Source organism: Variovorax sp. GW821-FHT09B01 (genome assembly GCF_059418345.1).
Map to the genome: position 1 here is coordinate 1 of NZ_JBWKPQ010000029.1, position 22,665 is coordinate 22,665.

The 22,665-nt window shown below is 69.6% G+C and carries 25 protein-coding genes, 1 pseudogene and 1 riboswitch; of the genes and pseudogenes, 14 read left to right on the forward strand and 12 right to left on the reverse strand.

Annotated elements, in window-relative coordinates; all coding sequences use genetic code 11:
• Nucleotides 1-75 precede the first annotated feature (75 nt).
• Nucleotides 76-372 (forward strand): annotated as a pseudogene (locus AC07RV_RS40370) (integrase core domain-containing protein); the annotation flags it as partial.
• 39 nt (nt 373-411) lie between these two features.
• On the opposite strand, the gene tyrS reads toward AC07RV_RS40370, so the two are convergent.
• Entirely contained in the window at nt 412-1,620 is a 1,209-nt protein-coding gene (gene tyrS / locus AC07RV_RS40375; RefSeq protein ID WP_444814542.1) for a tyrosine--tRNA ligase, read from the reverse strand.
• Between the two features lie 183 nt (nt 1,621-1,803).
• Between tyrS and AC07RV_RS40380 the strand changes: the two genes are divergently transcribed.
• Nucleotides 1,804-3,153 (forward strand): M23 family metallopeptidase, encoded by a 1,350-nt coding sequence (locus tag AC07RV_RS40380; RefSeq protein ID WP_296781111.1) that lies wholly within the window; start codon nt 1,804-1,806, stop codon nt 3,151-3,153.
• A 60-nt stretch (nt 3,154-3,213) separates the two neighbouring features.
• Nucleotides 3,214-4,344 carry an anhydro-N-acetylmuramic acid kinase gene (locus tag AC07RV_RS40385; protein ID WP_296781113.1) on the forward strand — a complete coding sequence of 377 codons (1,131 nt, stop codon included), beginning with the start codon at nt 3,214-3,216 and terminating at the stop codon, nt 4,342-4,344.
• A gap of 1 nt (nt 4,345) precedes the next feature.
• Here the strand turns inward: AC07RV_RS40385 and mdtD are convergent, their stop codons facing one another.
• The 6 genes from mdtD to AC07RV_RS40415 all read right to left on the reverse strand — a co-directional run bounded on the left by mdtD (nt 4,346) and on the right by AC07RV_RS40415 (nt 9,358).
• Nucleotides 4,346-5,788, reverse strand: a complete 1,443-nt coding sequence (gene mdtD / locus AC07RV_RS40390) for a multidrug transporter subunit MdtD (RefSeq protein WP_296781116.1) — start codon at nt 5,786-5,788, stop codon at nt 4,346-4,348.
• Nucleotides 5,789-5,876: 88 nt separating this feature from the next.
• The gene (erpA, locus tag AC07RV_RS40395) at nt 5,877-6,242 is read right to left on the reverse strand and encodes an iron-sulfur cluster insertion protein ErpA (protein ID WP_093348061.1); all 366 of its coding nucleotides are present in this window, start codon (nt 6,240-6,242) and stop codon (nt 5,877-5,879) included.
• Between the two features lie 202 nt (nt 6,243-6,444).
• Complete coding sequence (gene rpsI / locus AC07RV_RS40400) at nt 6,445-6,837, reverse strand: 30S ribosomal protein S9 (RefSeq protein WP_093348063.1); 393 nt, start codon at nt 6,835-6,837, stop codon at nt 6,445-6,447.
• 12 nt (nt 6,838-6,849) lie between these two features.
• Nucleotides 6,850-7,278 carry a 50S ribosomal protein L13 gene (gene rplM, locus AC07RV_RS40405; protein ID WP_057590758.1) on the reverse strand — a complete coding sequence of 143 codons (429 nt, stop codon included), beginning with the start codon at nt 7,276-7,278 and terminating at the stop codon, nt 6,850-6,852.
• 203 nt (nt 7,279-7,481) lie between these two features.
• The gene (locus AC07RV_RS40410; RefSeq protein ID WP_296781121.1) at nt 7,482-8,705 is read right to left on the reverse strand and encodes a S1C family serine protease; all 1,224 of its coding nucleotides are present in this window, start codon (nt 8,703-8,705) and stop codon (nt 7,482-7,484) included.
• Complete coding sequence (locus tag AC07RV_RS40415) at nt 8,702-9,358, reverse strand: hypothetical protein (protein WP_296781124.1); 657 nt, start codon at nt 9,356-9,358, stop codon at nt 8,702-8,704. The genes AC07RV_RS40410 and AC07RV_RS40415 overlap by 4 nt, the downstream gene beginning before the upstream one ends.
• Nucleotides 9,359-9,525: 167 nt before the next feature.
• Between AC07RV_RS40415 and AC07RV_RS40420 the strand changes: the two genes are divergently transcribed.
• A complete protein-coding gene (locus tag AC07RV_RS40420) occupies nt 9,526-10,482 on the forward strand; it encodes a 23S rRNA (adenine(2030)-N(6))-methyltransferase RlmJ (protein WP_296781127.1) in 957 nt (318 codons plus the stop codon).
• Between the two features lie 16 nt (nt 10,483-10,498).
• On the opposite strand, the gene AC07RV_RS40425 is transcribed toward AC07RV_RS40420, so the two are convergent.
• The 4 genes from AC07RV_RS40425 to ahcY are packed head-to-tail and all read right to left on the reverse strand — an operon-like array spanning nt 10,499 to nt 14,289.
• Nucleotides 10,499-11,164, reverse strand: a complete 666-nt coding sequence (locus AC07RV_RS40425) for a septal ring lytic transglycosylase RlpA family protein (RefSeq protein ID WP_371268833.1) — start codon at nt 11,162-11,164, stop codon at nt 10,499-10,501.
• 53 nt (nt 11,165-11,217) lie between these two features.
• Nucleotides 11,218-12,042 carry a methylenetetrahydrofolate reductase [NAD(P)H] gene (gene metF / locus AC07RV_RS40430; RefSeq protein WP_296781130.1) on the reverse strand — a complete coding sequence of 275 codons (825 nt, stop codon included), beginning with the start codon at nt 12,040-12,042 and terminating at the stop codon, nt 11,218-11,220.
• A gap of 9 nt (nt 12,043-12,051) precedes the next feature.
• Nucleotides 12,052-12,840, reverse strand: coding sequence for a TlyA family RNA methyltransferase (locus AC07RV_RS40435; protein ID WP_093348076.1), 789 nt, complete (start codon nt 12,838-12,840; stop codon nt 12,052-12,054).
• Nucleotides 12,841-12,849: 9 nt separating this feature from the next.
• Complete coding sequence (gene ahcY, locus AC07RV_RS40440) at nt 12,850-14,289, reverse strand: adenosylhomocysteinase (protein WP_093348078.1); 1,440 nt, start codon at nt 14,287-14,289, stop codon at nt 12,850-12,852.
• A 70-nt stretch (nt 14,290-14,359) separates the two neighbouring features.
• Nucleotides 14,360-14,427, reverse strand: a riboswitch (S-adenosyl-L-homocysteine riboswitch).
• A gap of 151 nt (nt 14,428-14,578) precedes the next feature.
• Between ahcY and AC07RV_RS40445 the strand changes: the two genes are divergently transcribed.
• From AC07RV_RS40445 to AC07RV_RS40465, 5 genes are all read left to right on the forward strand, one after another.
• Nucleotides 14,579-15,247 carry a hypothetical protein gene (locus tag AC07RV_RS40445; RefSeq protein ID WP_296781134.1) on the forward strand — a complete coding sequence of 223 codons (669 nt, stop codon included), beginning with the start codon at nt 14,579-14,581 and terminating at the stop codon, nt 15,245-15,247.
• 198 nt (nt 15,248-15,445) lie between these two features.
• Nucleotides 15,446-15,943, forward strand: coding sequence for a TIGR01841 family phasin (gene phaP / locus AC07RV_RS40450; RefSeq protein ID WP_093348084.1), 498 nt, complete (start codon nt 15,446-15,448; stop codon nt 15,941-15,943).
• Nucleotides 15,944-16,009: 66 nt separating this feature from the next.
• The gene (locus tag AC07RV_RS40455) at nt 16,010-16,468 is read left to right on the forward strand and encodes a hypothetical protein (protein ID WP_296781137.1); all 459 of its coding nucleotides are present in this window, start codon (nt 16,010-16,012) and stop codon (nt 16,466-16,468) included.
• Complete coding sequence (locus AC07RV_RS40460) at nt 16,465-17,541, forward strand: alpha/beta fold hydrolase (protein WP_296781141.1); 1,077 nt, start codon at nt 16,465-16,467, stop codon at nt 17,539-17,541. The genes AC07RV_RS40455 and AC07RV_RS40460 overlap by 4 nt, the downstream gene beginning before the upstream one ends.
• A complete protein-coding gene (locus AC07RV_RS40465; RefSeq protein ID WP_057590749.1) occupies nt 17,538-18,155 on the forward strand; it encodes a GNAT family N-acetyltransferase in 618 nt (205 codons plus the stop codon). The genes AC07RV_RS40460 and AC07RV_RS40465 overlap by 4 nt, the downstream gene beginning before the upstream one ends.
• Here AC07RV_RS40465 and AC07RV_RS40470 read toward each other — a convergent pair.
• Nucleotides 18,131-19,114 (reverse strand): alpha/beta fold hydrolase, encoded by a 984-nt coding sequence (locus AC07RV_RS40470; RefSeq protein WP_296781143.1) that lies wholly within the window; start codon nt 19,112-19,114, stop codon nt 18,131-18,133. The genes AC07RV_RS40465 and AC07RV_RS40470 overlap by 25 nt on opposite strands.
• Before the next feature lie 165 nt (nt 19,115-19,279).
• On the opposite strand from AC07RV_RS40470, the gene pqqA reads away from it, so the two are divergent.
• From pqqA to pqqE, 5 genes are all read left to right on the forward strand, one after another.
• A complete protein-coding gene (pqqA, locus tag AC07RV_RS40475; protein WP_172705269.1) occupies nt 19,280-19,354 on the forward strand; it encodes a pyrroloquinoline quinone precursor peptide PqqA in 75 nt (24 codons plus the stop codon).
• A 97-nt stretch (nt 19,355-19,451) separates the two neighbouring features.
• On the forward strand, nt 19,452-20,372 hold the full coding sequence (pqqB, locus tag AC07RV_RS40480) for a pyrroloquinoline quinone biosynthesis protein PqqB (RefSeq protein ID WP_296781146.1): 921 nt from the start codon (nt 19,452-19,454) through the stop codon (nt 20,370-20,372).
• 52 nt (nt 20,373-20,424) lie between these two features.
• Nucleotides 20,425-21,171: a pyrroloquinoline-quinone synthase PqqC gene (pqqC, locus tag AC07RV_RS40485; RefSeq protein WP_296781230.1), complete on the forward strand. Its 747-nt coding sequence runs from the start codon at nt 20,425-20,427 to the stop codon at nt 21,169-21,171.
• Complete coding sequence (gene pqqD / locus AC07RV_RS40490; protein ID WP_296781148.1) at nt 21,168-21,443, forward strand: pyrroloquinoline quinone biosynthesis peptide chaperone PqqD; 276 nt, start codon at nt 21,168-21,170, stop codon at nt 21,441-21,443. Before pqqC ends, pqqD begins: the two co-directional genes overlap by 4 nt.
• A complete protein-coding gene (gene pqqE, locus AC07RV_RS40495; RefSeq protein WP_296781151.1) occupies nt 21,440-22,597 on the forward strand; it encodes a pyrroloquinoline quinone biosynthesis protein PqqE in 1,158 nt (385 codons plus the stop codon). Before pqqD ends, pqqE begins: the two co-directional genes overlap by 4 nt.
• Nucleotides 22,598-22,665 lie beyond the last annotated feature (68 nt).

Here is a 22,665-nt window from a genome sequence, read left to right on the forward strand (position 1 = left end):
ACTCCCGCGGAGGCGCTTAACGACTACCTAAAATCCGCCGCGTAATCCGTGTTGCGACGACCGGTTGAATCCACCCAGTACTGCTCGAACGACTATCAGGAGATCCACAGGCGCCACGACATTGCCTGCTCGATGACCGATGGCTACGACTGCTATCAGAACGCGCTGGCCGAGCGGGTCAACGGGATCCTGAAGACGGAGTTCCTGTTGCACCGCCCAGCCGACCTGGCCCATGCGGCCCGGATGGTTCGCCAGTCCGTGCAGATCTACAACCAGGAGAGACCACACCTGTCCCTAGAATTGAAAACGCCCGATGAGGTTCATCGGGCGTCTATTGCCGGCATCAACGGGCCGGCTCTGGGTCCTTCTTAGGTGTCAACCTAGGGCAGGACGGGTCAGGGAGCGCCCGATTCAGGACAGCGTCACGCGCGCGAACTTGCGCTTGCCGACCTGCACCACGTAGCTGCCGGCCGGCAGCTTGAGCCCCTTGTCGCTGACCACCGCGCCGTCGATGCGCACGCCGCCGCCGTCGATCAGGCGGTTGCCCTCGCCGGACGAGGCCGCGAGGTTGGCCTGCTTGAGCAGCTGGCCGATGCCCAGCGGGGCGCCGGCCAAAGTCACTTCGGGGATCTCGTCGGGCACGCCGCCCTTGCTGCGGTTGACGAAATCCTGCTCGGCCGCCTCGGCCGCCGCGGGGCTGTGGAAGCGCGCCGTGATCTCCTTGGCGAGCGCGACCTTGGCGTCCTTCGGGTTGCGGCCGCCCTCGATCTCGGCCTTGAGCGCCGCGATCTCCTCGAGCGAACGGAAGCTCAGTAGCGTGTACCAGCGCCACATCAGGTCGTCGGAAATCGACAGCACCTTGGCGTACATGGTGTTGGCGTCTTCGCTGATACCGATGTAGTTGTTCTTGCTCTTGGACATCTTCTCGACGCCATCGAGCCCTTCCAGCAGCGGCATAGTAAGTATGCACTGCGGTTCCTGGCCGTACTCCTGCTGCAGATGCCGGCCCACGAGCAGGTTGAACTTCTGGTCGGTGCCGCCGAGCTCGAGGTCGCTCTTGAGCGCCACCGAGTCGTAGCCCTGCATCAGCGGGTAGAGGAACTCGTGCACCGAGATCGACTGGCCGGCCTTGAAGCGCTTGTTGAAGTCGTCGCGCTCCATCATCCGCGCCACCGTGTACTTGGCGGCCAGCTGGATCATGCCTCGCGCGCCCAGCGGGTCGCTCCACTCGGAGTTGTAGCGGATCTCGGTCTTCTCGGGATCGAGCACCAGGCTGGCCTGCTTGTAGTAGGTCTGGGCGTTGGCCTCGATCTGCTCGCGCGTGAGCGGCGGACGCGTGCTGTTGCGGCCCGAGGGGTCGCCGATGGTGGTGGTGAAGTCGCCGATCAGGAAGATCACGCGGTGCCCCAGGTCTTGGAGCTGGCGCATCTTGTTGAGTACCACCGTGTGGCCGATGTGGATGTCGGGCGCGGTCGGGTCCAGCCCGAGCTTGATGCGCAGCGGGGTTCCGCTGGCTTCGGAGCGTTGCAGCTTGCGAACCCACTCGTCCTGGGGGAGCAGTTCGTCAGCCCCCCGGAGGGAGATTTCGAGCGCGCGTCCTACACTATTTGAAAGGTCCATGGATGTAACAGATTCGGCGTTCATGGGCTTTTTTTGGCTGACTTTTTGAGTGCGGAAGCTATACTCGCCCGACTTTTTCAAGCGCCGGATTCTAAGCGGCGCTTTTTCCGCACCGTCCTGCCGCCCTGACCGCTCTGGGCTCCGCAGCGCGGATCTGCAGAAACCTGAGCTGGAATTCATAGTTTGATCAACGGCATTCTTGCCGCCGAGGAGCTTCTCGCTTCTCGCGTGGCTTATACGTTCCGGACCTACCCCAAGCAGATCACCGCGATCATCGCGGCGGCTCTGCTGAGCGCCGGAACCCTCGCCGTGGCTTCGCTCGGACCCGACGCCTCGGACCTCCCGGTCCACCAGGTGCTCGAAGCCACTTCCGCCCCCCTGTCGTTCGCCGAACAGGCCACGTCGCTCGAGGACTTCAGCTTCACGCTGTTCCGCACCGACGTCACCCGCTCGAGCGACACCGCCGAGGCGCTGCTCAAGCGCCTGGGCATCTCCGACCCGGTCGCCAGCGCCTTCGTGCGCGGCAGCGGCGAGGCCCGTTCCGCGCTGTTCGCGCGCGCCGGCCGCACCGTGACCGCCGAGGCCACGCAGGACAACCAGCTCAAGAAGCTCAGCGCACGCTGGATTCCCGACGGCGACGGCGGCTTCAAGCGCTTCGTGATCGAGCGCACGCCCGTGGGCTTCGTGGCCCTGACCGAGCGCGACACCCTCACGCCGGGCGCCCGCCTGGCCAGCGGCACCATCCGCAGCTCGCTGTTCGCCGCCACCGACGAAGCGCGCATCCCCGATGGCGTCGCGAGCCAGCTGGCCGACATCTTCGCGGGCGACGTCGACGTGCGCCAACTGCGCAAGGGCGACCGCTTCGCCGTGGTCTACGAGACCTTCGAGGCCGACGGCCAGGCGCTGCGCAGCGGCCGCGTGCTCTCGGCCGAGTTCGAGAACAACGGCAAGATCCACCAGGCCGTGTGGTTCCAGCCGCCGGGCGCGGGCCAGAAGGGCAGCTACTACCGCCCGAACGGCGACAGCCTGCGCAAGGCCTACCTGGCGACGCCGGTGGAATTCACGCGCGTGTCGAGCGGCTTCGCGATGCGCATGCATCCGATCCTCAACAGCTGGCGCCAGCACAACGGCATCGACTACGCGGCGCCCACCGGCACCGCCGTGCGCACGGTCGGCGACGGCACGGTCGACTTCGCCGGCACGCAGAACGGCTACGGCAACATCGTCATCATCAACCACCGCAACAACCAGCAGACGGCCTATGCGCATCTAAGCCGCATCGACGTCAAGGCCGGCCAGAGCGTGAGCCAGGGCCAGACCGTCGGTGCCGTGGGCTCCACGGGCTGGGCCACCGGTCCCCACCTGCACTTCGAATTCCGGGTCAACGGCGTCTACCAGAACCCGACCTCGATCGCGCAGGAAGGCGGCGCCCCGATCACCGCCGCGATGCGCCCGGCCTTCGAGCGCATCGCCGTCGGCGCGCGCAACGAACTGGCCGCCGCCTTCTCGGTGGTGCAGGCCAGCGCGGACTGAGCGCCGCGCTCCTCTCACATATATAGAAGCGCCGGAACATCCGGCTGCACCCCCAGCCCCATGGCCACCGGCGATCTCTACATCGGACTGATGTCGGGCACCTCGCTCGATGGCGTGGACGGCGTGCTCGCCGACTTCTCCGACGGCGGGATCTCGGTCACCGGCTACGCCACCGCCCCCTTCCCGGTCGGCCTGCGCGGCGAGCTGATGGCCCTCAACACCCCGGGCGACAACGAACTGCACCGCGCGGCGCTCGCCGGCAACGGGCTGGCGCGCGTCTACGCGGGCGTGGTCGAGCAACTGCTGGCCGATGCCGGCCTCGAACCCGGCGCGGTGCGTGCCGTCGGCGTGCACGGCCAGACCGTGCGCCATCGGCCCGGCGAATTCGACGAGGTCGGCTACACGCTGCAGCTCAACAACCCCTCGCTGCTGGCCGAGCTCTGCGGCATCGACGTGGTGGCCGACTTCCGCAGCCGCGACCTTGCGGCCGGCGGCCAGGGCGCGCCACTGGTGCCGGCCTTCCACCGGGCGCTGTTCGCCGGGCCCGGCGAGCCGATCGCGGTGCTGAACCTCGGCGGCATCTCGAACCTGAGCCTGCTGCCGGCCAGCGACGCGCCCGAGGGCGCGGTGGTGCTGGGCTTCGACTGCGGCCCCGGCAATGCGCTGATGGACCACTGGTGCCAGCGCTACCACGGCCAGCCCTTCGACCTCGACGGCCAGTGGGCCGCGAGCGGCAAGGTGCTGCCCGAGCTGCTCGCGCGGCTGCAGGGCGAGCCCTTCTTCGCCAAGGCCCCGCCCAAGAGCACGGGGCGCGACCTGTTCAATCCTGAATGGCTGGCCGCGCACGTGGGCACCGGCGCGGCCGACGCCCCGGTCGACGTGCAGGCGACGCTGGCCGAACTGACGGCCAGCACCTGCGCGGCAGACCTCCTGCGCTACGGCAACGAGAGCAAGCTGCTGATCGTCTGCGGCGGCGGCGCGCTCAACGGCCACCTGCTGTCGCGGCTGCGCGCCCTGCTGCCGGGCATTGCCGTGGTGGCCTCGAACGAACGCGGCCTACCGCCGCAGCAGGTCGAGGCGGCCGCCTTCGCCTGGCTGGCGCGCGCCACGGTGCGGCGCGAGAGCGGCAACCTCGCCAGCGTGACCGGCGCGCGCGGCGCGCGCGTGCTGGGCGCGATCTACCCGGCCTGACTCAGCCCTGGCCCGAGACCTCGGGCTGCGCGGGCCGTGGCGCCCGCACTTCCGCCGGCAGATGCCAGAAGATGAGCGCCGAAGCCACCGTGATCAGGCCCATGCTCGCAAAGGTCGCCTGGAAGGCATCGAGCGTGCGCACCGCGGTGTCGGTGCCGAAGATGCCGTTGTAGCCCGCCAGCACCGCGCCCGCGGCGGCCACGCCCATGCTCATCGCGAGCATCTGCACCATCGACAGCAGGCTGTTGCCGCTGCTGGCCATGCTGCCGTCGAGGTCCTTGAGGGTGATGGTGTTCATCGCGGTGAACTGCAGCGAATTGACCGCGCCGAAGAACAGCAACTGCAGCACGTGCAGCGCGACGGGCTGGCCCGGCGCCGTGAGGCCGAAGCTGGCCATCGCGAGCCCCACCAGCACCGTGTTGACCACCAGCACCTGGCGGTAGCCGTGGCGCGTGATCAGCGAGGTGGCGAAGCGCTTCATCGCCATGCCGGCCAGCGCCACCGGCAGCATCATCAGCCCCGCGCGGACCGGCGAATAGCCCATCGACACCTGCAGCAGCAGCGGCACCAGGAAAGGCATGCAGCTGCTGCCCAGGCGCGAGAACAGGTTGCCGAGCAGGCCGATGCTCAGGGTCGGCACCTTGAACAGCGAGGGCGCGAACAGCGGCTCGGGCGTCCGCGCCGCGCGCAGCCAGTAGGCCACCACGCTCGCGAAGCCGAAGACCAGCACCACCATCACGCCGCCCTGGCGCAGGCCGAGCTCGGCCACGCCGTCGAGCGAGAGCGAGATCGCCACCATGCCGAAGGCCAGCAGGCCGTAGCCCACGCCATCGAAGCGCCGCAGCGCGGCACCGCGCAGGTCGGGCATGAAGCGCAGGGTGGCGATGCAGCCGGCCAGGCCCACCGGCACGTTGATCAGGAAGATCCAGTGCCACGAGGCGTACTGCACCAGCCAGCCGCCCAGCGTGGGCCCGAGCAGCGGGCCGATCAGGCCCGGAATGGCCACGAAGCTCATCGCCTGCAGGAATTCGCCGCGCGGCACGGTGCGCAGCAGCGCCAGCCGCCCCACCGGCAGCAGCAGCGCGCCGCCGAGCCCCTGCACCACGCGCGCGGCCACCAGTTGGCCCAGCCCGTGCGAGAGCGCGCACAGCACCGAGCCCAGCGCGAACAGCACGATGGCCGCGAAGAACACGCGCCGGGTGCCGAAGCGGTCGGCGATCCAGCCCGAGGCCGGGATCAGCATCGCCATGGTCAGCGCATAGGCCACCACCACCGACTGCATGCGCAGCGGGCTCTCGCCGAGGCTGGCCGCCATCGCCGGCAGCGCCGTGTTGATGATGGTGGCGTCCAGCGTCTGCATGAAGAAGCCCACCGCCACGAGCCACAGCAGGCTCTTGCGGGCGGGGGCGACGGCGGTGTTGGCTACGGCGGTGTCGGGCGGCATGGGCGGGGAGGAAGACACAAAGCAAAAAGCCGCCCGGAGGCGGCTTGGTGGGGGGATGGTGCGCTGCGGGCAGGCACCATCGGTCGGATCAGGCCGAGAAGCTGGAGCCGCAACCGCAGGTGCTGGTGGCGTTCGGGTTCTTGATCACGAACTGGGCGCCCTGCAGGTCTTCCTTGTAGTCGATCTCGGCGCCGACCAGGTACTGGTAGCTCATGGCATCGATCAGCAGCGACACGCCGTTCTTGGTCATGGTCGTGTCGTCTTCGTTGGTGATCTCGTCGAAGGTGAAGCCGTACTGGAAGCCCGAGCAGCCGCCACCCTGGACGAACACGCGCAACTTGAGGTCGGGATTGCCTTCTTCGGCGATCAGGTCGGCCACCTTGGCGGCCGCGCTGTCGGTGAAGACGATCGGTTCGGGCATCTGGGTCTGGATGTTTTCGGCAAGGGCGCTCATGAGGGGAAACTCCTGGAGAGGGGCCGGAACATGCGGCCAAGGGAGGGAATGCTACTGCAATGCGGGCTTTGGAGCCGGGGCTGCAGGCGGTGCACCCAATGCAAGTGGGGTCGCAACCACACGAGGGCAAGGCCGGCTCGAGCCGCGATGCCCATGAAAAAACCGCCCGAAGGCGGTTTTCTCGGCAGGCGAAGGCTGGAAATCAGCGCTTCGAGAACTGCTTGCGGCGGCGTGCGGAGTGCAGACCGACCTTCTTACGTTCGACTTCACGCGCATCGCGGGTGACGAAGCCGGCCTGGCTCAGCACCGGCTTGAGGCTCGCGTCGTAGTCGATCAGCGCGCGGGTGATGCCGTGGCGGGTTGCGCCGGCCTGACCCGATTCGCCACCGCCGTGCACGTTCACCATGACGTCGAAGGCTTCGAGGTTGTTCGTCAGCGCCAGCGGTTGCTTGGCGATCATGATCGAGGTCTCGCGGCCGAAGAACGCTTGGATGTCCTTGCCGTTGACCGTGATCTTGCCGGTGCCCTTCTTCAGGAACACGCGAGCGACGCTGGATTTGCGACGGCCGGTGCCGTTGTTCCATTCACCAATCATTCTCAAGGCTCCTTACAGTTCCAGCACTTTGGGCTGTTGGGCGGTGTGCGGATGCTCTGCACCACCGTACACCTTGAGTTTCTTGATCATGGCGTAGCCGAGCGGGCCCTTGGGCAGCATGCCCTTGACGGCCTTCTCCAGCGCGCGGCCGGGGTGCTTCGACTGCATGTCGCGGAAGTTCGTCGCCGTGATGCCGCCCGGGTAACCCGAGTGACGGTAGTACACCTTGTCGATGGACTTGGCGCCGGTGACGCGCAGCTGGGCTGCATTGATGATGACGATGAAGTCACCGGTATCGACGTGAGGCGTATAAATGGCCTTGTGCTTGCCGCGCAGACGGAGGGCAACTTCGCTGGCTACCCGTCCGAGGACCTTGTCGGTCGCGTCAATCACAAACCACTCGTGCTTCACGTCAGCGGGTTTTGCGCTGAACGTGGTCATGAGATTTCTCTTTTCAAAAGAGGGTTTGGCGGGCCCTTTTCCACGGTCGGTTTTCCTCTGGTGGGAATCTCTTAGGTGGTGGAAGTACTTCGCCGCGGGGCCACAAAAACGCTGCGAAGCCCGCGATTATACGAAGAATCGGGGTTGGCGGGCAATTTTCGGGATGGCGGCTCCCTCGAGCCCCTGACGCGCCCGCTCCGGGCTCAGCGCCAGACCCGCACCAGCTCCAGCGTCTCGCGCGTCATGCCCAGGTAGACACGGCGGTATTCGGCCTCGAAACGGACCACCCGGCCCAGGTCGGGCGCGTAATAGGCCGTCGCCTTGAAGGGCAGCGCCTGCGCGGGCCCGGTGCCCACGAGCGCGAACATCCAGCCCTCGAAGGCGATCTGCTGCACGCTCAGCGCCTCGCCATCGACGGTCAGGCGGCTCGTGCCGATCACCGCGGCATCGAGCGCGTAGCGCGCCTTCTCCCCGCTGGAGGACGAGGTGTACTCGCTGCGCCAGCGCATGCCCGGCGTCATCGCGGGCCGGGTCCAGCCGTCGGGTGGCGAGGCCGCGTCGAACAGCCCGCCGGCCGGCGAGGTCACCGACACCAGCTGGCCATCGGCCTTCTCGACCCGTCCGCCCTGGTTGTAATAGACGTTCTCGCCCTCGATCCGGTCGACCCGATAGCGCACGGGCGTCCGCACGCCCGTGAGGCCGTCGATCAGCACGTATTCGAACACTTCGCCGCGCCGGGGCGCCCCCGGGCGGCCCGCCGCGGGCGCGCCGCGGCCGTTGCCGTCGGCGCCGCTGGCGCGTGCTTCCAGCGCGGTCTTCGCGCGCGCCGGCAGCTCGGCCAGCCATTCCGCCGGCACCGCGAAATTCAGGCTGCCGCCGTCCTTGGCGGCGAAGGTCGTGATGCCGAGCAGCCGGCCTTCGCTGTCGAACAGCCCGCCGCCGCTCGAGCCGGGCGCGATGGCCGCGGTGGTCTGCAGCAGGCGCTCGCCCTCGTCGCCGCGCAGGCCCGACAGGATGCCGTCGCTGAGGGTGTTCTCGAGGCCGCGCGGATTGCCGATGGCGTAGACGCGCTGGCCCACGCGCGCGCTGCCCGCGGGCGCCAGCGCCACCGGCGGCGCCGTGAAGTTCGCCACCTTGACCTGGCACAGGTCGCGCTGCGGATCGGGGTACTCGAGGGTGGCGCCGTAGGCCACGTTCTCCTGGCGCACGACGAAGCTGCTGGCCTTCGCCAGCACATGGCAGTTGGTCACCAGCCGGCCGGGCGCGATCACGACCGCGCTGCCGGCGCTGAGCGGCCGGGCCTGGGCGTCGAAGGTGCGAACGGCCCAGACGCTGCCCGACACCTTGGCGAACAGCGCATCGGGCTCGAGCGCCGCGGCGGGGCCGGCGACAAGCAGCGCCGCCAGGCAGAGAACGCGAGTCCTCATGGCTTGGCGGGAAGCAACGCGCCGAGGTCTTCCATCGAGACGCGCGCGCCGGAGGCGGCGGCGCGCGGCGCCGGCTGGGGCACGACGGGGGCCGCGGACGCGGCCGGTGGCGGCACGGCGGCGGCCACCACCGGCGGCGTGGCGGGCTTCTCCTCGGCCACCGGCGGCGTCGGCGCGGGTGCGGGCGCCACCGGCGGTGGCGTCACTGCGATGGCCGTGGGCGGCGGCGGCACGACGGAGGGCGCCGCCAGCCGGGTCTCGCCGATGCGAACGCCCGCCAGCGCCTGATCGCCGGTCTGGCCGCTGCGGTCGAAGCTGCGCACCTCGCCGAACACCAGCTGCATCCAGCTCGGGTAGTTGAAGCCGGCGCCGGTGCCCGAATCGATGGCCGCGCCCAGCACGCCGCCGATCAGGATGTTGCCGACCATGCCGGTGTTGACGCGCGAAATCGCCTGCCCCGTGGCCGGCGCGAGGCCGGGCTGCGTGCATTCGATGTTCAGCAGCGCGCCCGACCGGCGCACCGACACGCTTTCCCCCGAACGCATCACGATGCCGTTGCGGTCGTTCGTGAGCGTGCACTTGGCGCCCTCGACGGTCTTTCCGGCCTCCGTCAGCGTCTCGATCTTCACGCTCTGCTGGGTGCCGTGCGTCACCGATGCGCACCCCGTCAAAATAGACAGCACGCCCGCACCCACGCACAGGCCCCAGAATCTCCACCCTGCTCCACGCATTTGCGCCCCTCTTGTTAATTAATGTTTCCGGCGCGCGAGTCTAGCGATGCCGCCGGCTGCATGCCTCCACCTTTTAGGTATTTTTTCTAATGTTCAGCTACCGCCACGCCTTCCATGCCGGCAATCACGCCGACGTGCTCAAGCACATGGTGCTGATCGCCACGCTCGATCACATGCTCGAAAAGGAGACCGCCCTGACGGTGGTCGACACGCACGCGGGCGCGGGCCTGTACCGGCTCGATGGCGACTACGCGGGCACCAGCGGCGAGGCCGCCGAGGGCGTGCTGCGCCTGGTCACCGACCCCAAGGCCCCGCCGGCCCCGGCGCCCGCCCCCGCGACGACGGCCGCCGCCAAGAAGGCGGCCAAGGAAGCCGAGGCCCCGCTGGCCGATGCGCTCGCGCGCTACCTCGAGGTGATCCACGACTTCAATGCCAAGGGCGGCGCCCGCGTCTACCCGGGCTCGCCGTTCATCGTGCAGCACCTGCTGCGCGACCACGACCGGCTCAAGCTGTTCGAGCTGCATCCCACCGACAGCCGCACGCTCACGGCCAACATCGCGCAGCTCGAGGCCGGACGCCAGATCGCGGTGCTGCACGAGGACGGCTTCGGCAGCGCGACCAAGTTCCTGCCGCCGCCCTCGCGGCGCGCGCTGGTGCTGATGGACCCGAGCTACGAGCTCAAGACCGACTACGGCCGGGTGCTCGATTTCGCGGCCGAAGCGCTCAAGCGCTTCGCCACCGGCACCTACGCGGTCTGGTACCCGATCATTCCGCGGCCCGAGGCGCACGACCTGCCGCGCCGCCTCAAGACGTTGGCCACCAAGGCCGGCAAGTCCTCGCTCAACGTCACGCTGACGGTCAAGTCGAGCAAGATCACGACCGCGCCCAGCGGCGAAACGCGCCGCCCGGGCCTGCCGGCCAGCGGCATGTTCCTGATCAATCCGCCCTATACGCTCAAGCCGCTGCTCGAGGCGGCGCTGCCGCAGCTGGTGCAGAAGCTGGGGCAGGACCGCAACGCCGGCTTCACGGTCGAAGCCGCGGGCTGATCCGCGCGGCGGCCGTTCAGCGCCGCCGTGCCGGTGCGCGCCGCGCCGGCGCCTTGCGGGCCGCCGCGGGCTGGGCCTGCGGCCGCACCGGCGCCACGTCGAGCGAGGGCGTGTCGGTCTCGCCCGGCTGCGCCAGCTCGCCATCGCAGCGCATGCCTTCGCGGTCGATGACGGTCAGCGCCACCTGCTTGATGCCCAGGCTCGCGAGCCCGATGCGGTCGGCCGCGGCACGGCTCAGGTCGATCACGCGGCCCTGCGTGTAGGGGCCGCGGTCGTTCACGCGCACCAGCACTTCCTTGCCGTTGACGAGGCTGCGCACGCACACGCGGGTGTTGAAGGGCAGGGTCTTGTGCGCGGCCGTCAGGGCGCCCATGTCGAAGCGCTCGCCGCTGGCGGTGCGGCGCTGGTGGAACTGGATGCCGTACCACGAGGCCCCGCCGCGCTCGAAGATCTCGCCGCGCGGTTCGTCGCCCGGCAGGCCGTCGGCGGGCAGTTCATCGGGCCCGGTCACCGCGAGGTCGTAGCGCACCGAGGGCACGTTCGAACGCGGCTCGGCGCCGGGCGGCACGGTCATCTGGCGCGGGATCGGCGACAGGCTCTCCTGCGCCACGGTGTCCGACGCCGCGCCGCCCTCGGTGGCCGGCGGCATGGCGCAGCCCGCGAGCGCGCAGGTGCAGGCCACGAGCGCGGCGCGAAGCGCCCCGCGCAGCGAGCCAGGCGCCCGCGCCGCCCCTCTCAATCCAGGCGCTCCAATACAGCCAGCGTGGCCGCCGACTGGTTCATCGTGTAGAAGTGCAGCGCCGGCACGCCGCCCTCGCGCAGCCGCGCGCACAGGTCGGTCACGACATCGAGGCCGAAGGCCTTGATCGAGGCCGTGTCGTCGCCGAAGGCCTGCAGCCGCAGCCGGATCCAGCGCGGGATCTCGGCGCCGCAGGCGTCCGAGAAGCGCATCAGCTGCGTCGAGCTGGTGATCGGCATGATGCCGGGCACGATCGGCGTGCCGATGCCGAGCGCGCGCGCCTCGTCGACGAAGCGGAAGTAGGCATCGGCGCTGAAGAAGTACTGCGTGATCGCCGAATCGGCGCCGGCCTTCACCTTGGCCGCGAAGGCCTGCAGGTCGGCTTCGGGCGAACGCGCCTGCGGATGCACCTCGGGATAGCAGGCCACCTCGATGTGGAAGTCGCGGCCGGTCTCCGCGCGGATGAAGGCCACGAGGTCGCTCGCGTACTGGAACTCGCCGCCGGCGCCGTAGCCGCTGGGCAGGTCGCCGCGCAGCGCCACCAGGCGCTTCACGCCCATGGCCTTGAGCTCGGCGAGCTGCGCGCGCACCGTCTCGCGCGTGGCGCCGATGCACGAGAAATGGCTGGCCGCGTCCACGCCCTCGGACAGGATCTCCTGCACCGCGCCGAAGGTGCCCTGGTGAGTGGAGCCGCCCGCGCCGTAGGTGACCGAGCAGAACTCGGGCTTGCGCGCATAGAGCTGCTGGCGCGCCGCGCGCAGCTTGACCGCGCCTTCGGGCGTCTTGGTCGGGAAGAATTCGAAACTCAGCGGAAGGCGCACCTGCGTCTCCTAGGAACCGCCCGCGCCCGTCGCGCGCACGGCGTGAATGAAAAACTCGCGGTTGCCGTCGCCGCCGGCGATCGGGCTGTCGAACCAGCGCAGCACGCGCAGCTCGAGCGCGGCGCAGGCATCGCGCAGGCGCTTCTCGACGATCTCGTACATGGCCGCGTCGCGCACGATGCCGCCCTTGCCGACCTGGCCCGGCTGCAGTTCGAACTGCGGCTTGACCAGCATCAGCAGCTGGCCGTCGTCCGCGAGGAACTGCACCACGGCCGGCAGCACCAGCGTGAGCGAGATGAACGACAGGTCGCCGACGATCAGGTCGAAGCGCTCGTCGAAGGGCTCCTCGCCCTCTTCCTGCAGGTCGTCGGCCGAGAGAGCGCGCGCATTGACGCCCTCGATGGCGAGCACGCGCGCATCCTCGCGCAGCTTCGCATGCAGCTGCCCGTGGCCGACGTCGACGCCCACCACCCTGGCGGCGCCGCGCTGCAGCAGGCAGTCGGTGAAGCCGCCGGTCGACTGGCCCACGTCGAGGCACAGCTTGCCGGCGGCATCGACGCCGCTGGCCTCGAGCGCGCCTTCGAGCTTGAGCCCGCCGCGCGAGACATAGCGCGCCTCGGCCGCGTCGTCGAGCTCGAGCTCGGCCGACTCGGGCACCTCGTCGCGGTTCTTCACGACCGAACGCCACGCATCGGTCGAGCCCGCATCGCGCCAGCGCATGCCGCCGGCGATGAGCCGCACGGCCTGCGAGCGCGAGGCGGCGAGGCCGCGTTCCACCAGCAACTGGTCGGCTCGCATGCGCGGCGATCAGTAGCGGTAGCTATCCGGCTTGTAGGGGCCGTTCTTGCTCACGCCGATGTAGGCGGCCTGGGCGTCGGTCAGCTCGGTGAGCATGGCGCCGACCTTCTTCAAGTGCAGGCGCGCGACCTTCTCGTCGAGGTGCTTGGGCAGCACGTAGACCTTGCCGGCCTGGTAGGCGTCGGGCTTGGTGAACAACTCGATCTGGGCGATGGTCTGGTTCGCGAACGACGACGACATCACGAAGCTCGGGTGGCCCGTGCCGCAGCCCAGGTTCACGAGGCGGCCCTTGGCCAGCAAGATGATCTTCTTGCCGTCGGGGAAGGTGATGTGGTCGACCTGCGGCTTGATCTCTTCCCATTCGTACTTCTCGATCGACGCGACGTCGATCTCGTTGTCGAAGTGGCCGATGTTGCAGACGATGGCCTGGTCCTTCATCTTCGCCATCGTGTCGTGCGTGATGACGTCCTTGTTGCCGGTGGTGGTCACGAAGATGTCGGCCTTGTCGGCCGCGTATTCCATCGTCACGACCTTGTAGCCTTCCATCGCGGCCTGCAGCGCGTTGATCGGGTCGATCTCGGTGACCCACACCTGCGCCGACAGCGCGCGCAGCGCCTGGGCCGAGCCCTTGCCCACGTCGCCGTAGCCGGCCACGCAGGCCACCTTGCCGGCGATCATCACGTCGGTCGCGCGCTTGATGCCGTCGACCAGCGATTCGCGGCAGCCGTAGAGGTTGTCGAACTTGCTCTTGGTGACCGAGTCGTTGACGTTGATGGCGCGGAACAGCAGCGTGCCCTTGGCGCTCATCTCGTTGAGGCGGTGCACGCCGGTGGTGGTTTCCTCGGTCACGCCGATGATCTCGGCCGACTTGCGCGTGTACCAGGTCGCATCGACGGCCAGCTTGGCCTTGATCGCGGCGAAGAGAATGCGCTCTTCCTCGCTGCCCGGGTTGGCGATCACGCCCAGGTCCTTCTCGGCGCGCTGGCCCAGGTGCATCAGCAGCGTGGCATCGCCGCCGTCGTCCAGGATCATGTTCGGGCCTTCGCCCTTCGAGTCCTTGGGACCGAAGTCGAAGATGGCGTGGGTGTAGTCCCAGTAGTCCTTGAGCGACTCGCCCTTGATCGCGAACACCGGCGTGCCCGACGCGGCGATCGCGGCGGCCGCGTGGTCCTGCGTCGAGAAGATGTTGCAAGAAGCCCAGCGCACCTGCGCGCCGAGGGCCTGCAGCGTCTCGATCAGCACCGCGGTCTGGATCGTCATGTGCAGCGAGCCGGTGATGCGCGCGCCCTTGAGCGGCTGGCTCTTGGCGAATTCCTCGCGGATGGCCATCAGGCCGGGCATCTCGGTTTCCGCGATGCGGATTTCCTTGCGGCCCCAGGCGGCGAGCGAAAGGTCGGCGATCGCCTGGTCGGCGGACGAAACAGGGGTGGGCTTGAGAACAGCGCTCATGTGAAGTGAACTCCAGAACTGTGTTTGAACGAGGCCACTGCGTCGGGGGAAAAAGACTCACCGCGAGAACAGCGGATGAGCGTGGTTGCGATGGGTCCGAGCCTCACGCCTGGCGGCGCTGCAACGCTCCTCGGAAGCGGCGGATTGTAGACGTGCCGGACACGGGCGCCAACGGCCGGGGCTTCCCACATCACGGAACGCGAGGGCGCGCCAACACCCCGCGTCATGCAGGGCTCAGAGTCGAGGCGTACAACGCTGCTTGCATTCCTTTTCCGCGAAAGCCCCTCCGATGCGTTCATCCCGCCTTTCCCTTCCCTCGTCACCCACTGCGCGCCGCGCGCTCTGCACGGCGGCCCTGCTCGGCCTCGCCACCTTGCCGGGCCTGTCCTTCGCGCAGCAGGCGCAGGCCGCGCAACCCGTGGTGCGCGTGCGCGGCACGCTGGTCTATGCCGATGCGAGCAAGCTCGTCGTCAAGGACCGCGGCGGCGAGGTCGTGAGCCTCGCGCGGCCCGCGGACATGCCGCTGTCGGAGGTCTACCGCATCAAGCTGTCCGACATCAAGAAGGGCAGCTTCATCGGCACCGCCGCGATGCCGCAGGCCGACGGCACGCAGAAGGCACTCGAGGTGGTGGTGTTCCCCGAGGCCGCGCGCGGCACCGGCGAGGGCCACTATCCGTGGGACCTGCAACCGCAGAGCACCATGACCAACGCCACCGTGGCCGACCTCGCGGCCGCGCCGCGCTCGGTGCGCGGCGGGCAGCAGCTGCGCCTGTCCTACAAGGGCGGCGAGAAGACCGTGATCGTGCCGCGCGACGTGCCGGTCGTGACCTTCCGCGCCGGCACCGAGGCGCTGCTGGTGCCGGGCGCCAAGGTGCTGGTCAATGCGCAGGAGCGCAACGGCACGCCGACCGCGCTGCGCGTGGTGGCCGGCCGCGACGGCTTCACGCCGCCGATGTAAGCCGTTGCCGCTACCCGCCGGCGCTCCAGCGAGCGCCGGTGCCGTGGCGCACACCATCCCTTCGGGAAATCCCCCAGGCAAATCCGCGGCCGCGATCGCCGCGGCAGGGTCGCCGCGGCGTATCGTGGCGGCGGACCACGCGCGTGCGCGGCCGGTCCCGCCACCATCTTGTCCAACGTCCTCAGGAGATTCCGCACCATGGCCACTGCCAAGAAAGCCGCCGCCAAGAAGACCACTGCCAGCAGCAGCAGCGGAAGCGCCGAGAGAAAAGCGGCCCCGAGCGCGGCCGACATGCTCAACCCGCTCAAGGGCATGGCCGAGCGGCTGCAGAACCTCAACATGACCGACGGCGCGAGCAAGCTGCTCGACAGCGGCCGCAAGGACCTGCAGGCGCTGATGCAGGCCAACGAGAAGTCGTTCCAGGGCCTGCAGACCGTGGTGCAGCGCCAGACCGAGATGATCAAGAGCGCGATCACCGACTGGCAGGCGGCCGCCAAGGACATCCCCGGCAAGGACCCGAAGGAAAGCCTCGCCAAGCTCGACGCGCTCGGCCGCCAGTCGTTCCAGCGCGCGGTCGACGACATCAAGGAACTCGCCAACCTCGCGGCCAAGTCGCAGGCCGATGCCTTCGAGGTGGTGCGCCAGCGCATCCAGTCGAACGTCGACGAGGTCACGAAGATGCTGCAGCGCAAGTAGCGCGCGGCCCAGGCGCCGCGCCGGCGCACGGCGCGGCCTTCCGACGACGAACCTCGGTGTGCGGCCATGACCCAGTCCTCCTCTCCCCTCGACCCCATGGCGATCTGGCGCGAGCTCACCGCGCAATGGGAAAAGAGCACCAACGCGTTCGCCAACGAGGCCATGGCCTCCGATCCTTTTCGACAGGGCATGCATGGCGGCATGAGTGCCTCGCTGGGCGCGCAGAAGGCGCTCGGCGACCTGATGGCGCGGCTGCTCACGATGCTGAACCTGCCCACGCGCGCCGACCTGCAGGCGCTGTCCGAGCAGCTGCAGCACATCGACGATCACCTGGCACGGATCGCGCGGCTGCTCGAGGAGGGCGGTGCTGCGCCAGCGCCGGCGCCGCAGTCATCGGCGCCGAAGCGCACGAAGCAGCCGCCCTCGATGGCGGCCACGCCACCCGCTCCCGCACCCTCACCTGCGAAGAAGGCCGCGGCCAAGGCCTCGAAGTCCCCGGCCCGCACCCGTCGCCCGCGCCCATGAGCACGCCCGCCGCCGAACTGCCGGCGCTGCCCGACCTGCGCGCCGAGATCGAGCGCACCATCCAGCGCAACATCAAGGGCCTGGAGTTCCTGACCAGCGCCACGCCCGCGGTCGGGCTCACGCCCAAGGACGAGATCCATCGCCGCGGCACGCTGAGCCTCTACCACTACCGGCCGATGGTCGACGAGATCTACCGCGTGCCGGTGCTGATCGTGATGGCCACCACCAACAAGGGCTACATCCTCGACCTCGCGCCGGGCCAGAGCATGGTCGAGCACCTGCTGCGGCAGGGCTACGACGTCTACATGATGGACTGGAACGCGCCGCGGCCGCAGGAGAAGCGGCTGCGCATCGAGGACTACGTGCTCGACTTCATTCCCGACTCGATCCGCCGCGTGCAGCAGCGCTCGGGCGAGGAGGACGTGAGCATCGTCGGCTACTGCATGGGCGGCGTGCTCTCCACGCTCTACGCGGCGCTGCATCCGGGCGGGCCGCTGAAGAACCTCGCGCTGTTCACCACGCCGATCGACTTCAGCCGCATGACGATGTTCCATGCCTGGTCCGACAAGCGCTACTTCGACGTCGACCGGCTGGTTGACGGCGTGGGCAACGTGCCGCCCGAGATGCTGTTCGCCTCCTTCGACATGCTGCGCCCCGCGGGTCGCGGCGCGGGCCTGGTGCAGCTGTGGGACAACATGGCGAACGACGAGTTCGTCAAGTCCTACCGCATGTTCGACCGCTGGGGCGCCGAGATGCTGCCGCTGGCGGGCGAGTACTTCCGCCAGACCGTGAAGGAGCTGATGTGGGGCAACAAGCTGCTCAAGGGCGAGCTCTCGATCGGCGGACGGCCGGTGCGCCTCGCCGACATCGAGGTGCCGGTGCTGCATGCGCTCGCGCAGCACGACCACATCGTTCCCTATGAGGCGGGCGCGCCGCTGATCGCGGGCATCGGATCGGTGGACAAGGAGGAGGTGGTGCTCAAGGGCGGCCATGTGAGCCTGGCCGCGGGACCGAACGCGGTGCGCCGGCTGTGGCCGAGGCTCGACGAATGGCTGGGAGTGCGATCCACATGACGAATGCCGCAGACACCTCGACGAACCCGGGTTCGACCCGGCTCTATCCGCGCACGCTGCCGCATGCCGACGGCGAGATCGCGCTGCGCCGCATGGACGCCGCCGATGCCGGCGCGGTGCTGGCCTTCGCGCAGGCGCTGCCCACGCACGACCTGCTGTTCCTGCCGCGCGACATCACGCAGCCCAAGGTGATGGACGCCTGGGTGCGCGCCATCGCGCGCGGCGACATCGACAGCGTGCTCGCGGTGCGCGACGACAAGGTGCTGGGCTGCGCGGCGGTGATCCGCGATCCACATTCGTGGTCGCGCCACGTGGCCGAGCTGCGCGTGCTGGTCGAGCCTGCGCTGCGCGGCAGCGGCCTGGGCCAGCAGCTCGCGCAGGAAGGCTGCGCGCTCGCGATGGAACAGGGCCACGAGAAGGTGGTGGCGCAGATGACCGTGGACCAGCGCGGCGCGATCGCGGTGTTCCAGGCGCTGGGCTTCCGGCCCGAGGCACTGCTGAGCAAGCACGTGAAGGACCGCGAGGGCCGCGCGCACGACCTCGTGGTGCTGTGCCAGGACGTCGCGCAGGTCGAGGCGCAGATGCGGGCCTATGGGGTGACCGAGGCGTTCTGAGTCGGCGGGTCGAAGCGGCCCTGTGCCGCGAAGGCATCGAGCGCGCGCGCCATGCGTTGCGCCATCGCGGGATGGAAGGGGTCGTGGCCCGCGCCGGGCACGGTCTCGAAGCGGCTCGCGGGCACCAGGCGCTGTACGGCTCGAGCGGCGGCCGGGCGACAAGTCCGGTCGAACTCATCGTGCAGGAACAGCACCGGATGGTCGCGCAGCGCGTCGAGCGCGCCCCACGCGACCGCGTCGCCGTCCGCGAGCCAGCAGCGGTGCGCGAGGTAGTACGCCATCACCTTGTAGCGATCGATCGCGCGTTGCAACGCATCGCCTTGCGGCTCGGGCGCAGCGCCGGACTGTCCGCCCTGCGCGTGCTCCCAGGCCAGCCAGGCGAGCGTCGCGCGCGATTGCAATGCGAGGTCGTCGTCCGCGAACACGCGACACAACGCGGGCAACAACGGCGCGCCCTCGGCCAACGAGACCGCGTCGGCCAGCCGCGACCATGCTTCGGGATAGCTCGCGCGCGCCCCCTCGAAGCTCCAATGCAACTCCGAGGCAGTCGGCACGAACAGCCCGCGCAGCAGCAGTCCGTCGACGGACTCCGGATGGCGCGCCGCATAGGCCAGCGCCAGCGTCGCGCCCCACGACCCGCCGACCACCAGCCAGCGCTCGATGCCCAGGTGCCGCCGCAGCGCCTCGATGTCGGCGATCAGCAGCTCGGTGCGGTTGTGGCGCGTCTCGCCGCGCGGCGTGCTGCGCCCCGCGCCGCGCTGGTCGAAGGCGACCACGCGATAGCGGGCCGGATCGAAGCCGCGCGCGAGCGCGGGCGAACCGCCCGAGCCCGGCCCGCCATGCAGCACGAGCGCGGCGCGGCCCTCGACGGCACCGGTGGTCTCCCAGTGCAGCCGATGGCCCTCGCCCACGTCGAGCCGGCCCGTGCCATCGCCTGTAGAACCAAGTGCCTCCAGCATGCGGCCGATGCTACGCCGTCGGACCACGCCCACGCCACGACGGGTGCCGCGACCACGCTGCGCGGCCTGCTCAAACTGGGTATGCTGTCCGCGGAGCGCGCTTTCGCCGCTTCCGAAGGCGTCCATCGACCTTCGCCTGCGAATGGAATTCCTCAAGGAGACTTCATGACCTGGACCACCCCTCAAGCCACCGACTTCCGCTTCGGCTTCGAGATCACGATGTACGTGGCGGCGCGCTGAGCGCCACGCCCTTTCCGGCACGGCCCGCTTCGGCGGTCCGTGCCGGTTTCGCTTTCCCCTCCCCCTTCTCTCGCGCCGCGTCGCGGCGCTGCACCGCATGCACATCCGCGTCCTGGGCGCCGCCGCCGGTGGCGGCTTTCCGCAATGGAACTGCAATTGCGCCAACTGCGCCGGCCTGCGCGCGGGCACCGTGCGCGCCCGCGCGCGCACGCAGTCGTCGATCTGCGCCAAGGGCGACGTGGGCGAGGACTGGGTGCTGGTCAACGCCTCGCCCGACATCCTCGAACAGATCAAGGCCACGCCCGCGCTGCAGCCCGGGCGCGGCCCGCGCGACACCGGCATCGCGGGCGTGGTGCTGGTCGACGGGCAGGTCGACCATTCGACCGGCCTCTACATGCTGCGCGAGCGCGGCGCGCCGCTGCCGCTGTGGTGCACCGGGCCGGTCCACGAGGACCTCACGCAGGGCAACCCGATCCTGCGCGTGCTCTCGCATTTCTGCGGCGTTGCGCACCACGAGCTGCCGCTCGATGGCCGGAGCTTCGAGGTGCCGGGCGTGAGCGGCCTGGCGCTGCGCGCGCTCGCGCTGGTCGGCAAGGCCGCGCCATACTCGCCGCACCGCGAGCATCCCGTGCCCGGCGACAACATCGGCCTCACGCTGACCGACACCGCGAGCGGCCGCAGCGCCTTCTATGCGCCGGGCCTCGGCGCGCACAGCCCCGAGGTCGATGCCGCGATGCGCGCCGCCGACTGCGTGATGGTCGACGGCACCTTCTGGCGCGACGACGAGATGATCGCGTTGGGCTTCAGCCGCAAGACCGGCCGCAGCATCGGCCACCTGCCGCAGTCGGGAGCGGGCGGCATGCTCGAATGGCTGGCCGACCTGTCCGCGCGCACGCGCAAGGTGCTGATCCACATCAACAACACCAACCCGATCCTCGACGAGGACTCGCCCGAGCGCGCCGAGCTCGACCGGCGCGGCATCGAGGTCGCCTTCGACGGCATGGAGATCGTGCTCTGAGCACGACGAACGAACAGCCAGGACCCAGGAGCCCATCATCGCCCTCATCGACATCTCCCTCGCGCCGCCGCGCGCACCCAGCGGCGAGCCGGCCTGGAGCCACGCCGAGTTCGAGGCGCAGCTGCGCGCCAGGGGCAAGGCCTATCACATCCACCATCCGTTCAACCGCATGCTCAACGAGGGCCGCGCCACGCCCGCGCAGGTGCGCGGCTGGGCCGCGAACCGCTTCTACTACCAGATCGCGATTCCCGTGAAGGACGCGGCGATCCTCTCCAACTGCCCCGAGCGCGAGGTGCGGCGCGGCTGGGTGCAGCGCATCGTCGACCACGACGGCAGCGGCGACGATCCCGGCGGCATCGAGGCCTGGATCGGCCTCGGCATCGCGACCGGCCTGGCGCGCGAGGAGATCGTCGACCTGCGCCACGTGACGCCCGCGATGCGCTTCGCGGTCGATGCCTACGTGAACTTCGCGCGCCGCGCGCCCTGGCAGGAGGCCGTGTGCTCCTCGCTGACCGAGCTGTTCGCGCCCGAGATCCACAAGCAGCGGCTGGCCGGCTGGCCCGAGCACTATCCGTGGATCGAGCCCGGCGGCCTGGCCTACTTCCGCAACCGCGTGAGCCAGGCGCGGCGCGACGTCGAGCAAGGCCTGGCGCTCACGCTCGAGCACTTCGCCACGCGCGCGCAGCAGGAGCGCGCGCTCGACATCCTTCAGTTCAAGCTCGACATCCTCTGGGCCATGAACGATGCGATGGCGCTGGCCTACGGCGTGACGCCGGCCGCCGAAGGAGGTGCCGCATGACCGCGCCCACGCTCGACAGCCGGCCCGGCATCGCCGAGGGCTTTCGGCTGCAGTGGGAGTCCGCGCAGGACTGCCACGTGCTGCTCTATCCCGAGGGCATGGTCAAGCTCAACCAGAGCGCGGGCGAGATCCTCAAGCGCTGCGACGGCCAAAGCGACGTGCGCGCGATCGTGCTCGACCTCGAGGAATGCTTCGACACCACCGGCCTCGGCAAGGAGGTGCTGGCCTTCCTCGAGATCGCGCTCGCGCAGCGCTGGGTGGTGCTGAAGTGAGCGCGACGGCGGCGCTGCCGGGTCCGCCGCTGTGGCTGCTGGCCGAGCTCACCTACCGCTGCCCGCTGCACTGCGCCTTCTGCTACAACCCGGTCGATTTCGCCGGCCATGCCGACGAGCTGCCCACCGAGGACTGGCTGCGCGTGCTGCGCGAGGCACGCGAACTGGGCGCGGTGCAATGCGGCTTCTCGGGTGGCGAACCGCTGCTGCGCGACGACCTCGAGGTGCTGGTGGCCGAGGCCCGGCGCCTGGGCTACTACACCAACCTGCTGACCTCGGGCGTGGGCCTGAGCGAGGCGCGCGCGGCGGCGCTCAAGGCCGCGGGCCTCGACCACGTGCAGCTCTCGTTCCAGGACTCCACGCGCGAGATGAACGACTTCCTCTCGCACACGAAGACCTTCGACCTCAAGCAGAAGGTGGCCGGCCTGATCAAGGCCAACGGCTGGCCGATGGTGCTCAACGTGGTGATCCACCGGCTCAACATCGACCACATCGACCGCATCGTGGAGATGGCCGAGGCCATGGGCGCCGAGTACCTCGAGCTCGCCAACACCCAGTACTACGCCTGGGCGCGCGAGAACCGCGCCCACCTGCTGCCAACGCGCGAGCAGATGCGCAAGGCCGAGGCCGCCACCGAGGCCTGGCGCCGCAAGCTCGACGGCCGCATGCGGATCTTCTTCGTGGCCCCCGACTACCACGAGGCCGCGCCCAAGAAGTGCGTGAACGGCTGGGGCAGCATGTTCATGACCGTCGCGCCCGACGGCACCGCGCTGCCCTGCCACACGGCGCGCATGCTGCCGGGCCTCGCGTTCCCGAACCTGCGCGAGACCAGCGTGCGCAGCGCCTGGCGCGATTCGGAAGGCTTCAACCGCTACCGCGGCACCGGCTGGATGAAGGAACCCTGCAGCAGCTGCGAGCACAAGGAGCGCGACCTCGGCGGCTGCCGCTGCCAGGCCTACATGCTGGCGCACGACGCCGCGGCGGCCGACCCGGTGTGCGCCAAGAGCCCCGCGCACGGCGAGGTGCTGGAGGCGGTGCGCCGCGCCGATGCGGGCGAGCTGCCGGCGCAGCCACTGGTGTTTCGCGATCCGAAGGCCTCGCGGCGCTTCGTCGCGGCCGACGACGCGCTGTCGCTGCCCCACGGGCACAACTGAGGGACAGGGGTGCGGTCCGCGGGGTGACCTGCGACAATCGCCGGTTCGCCCGACCGACCCCTTCTACC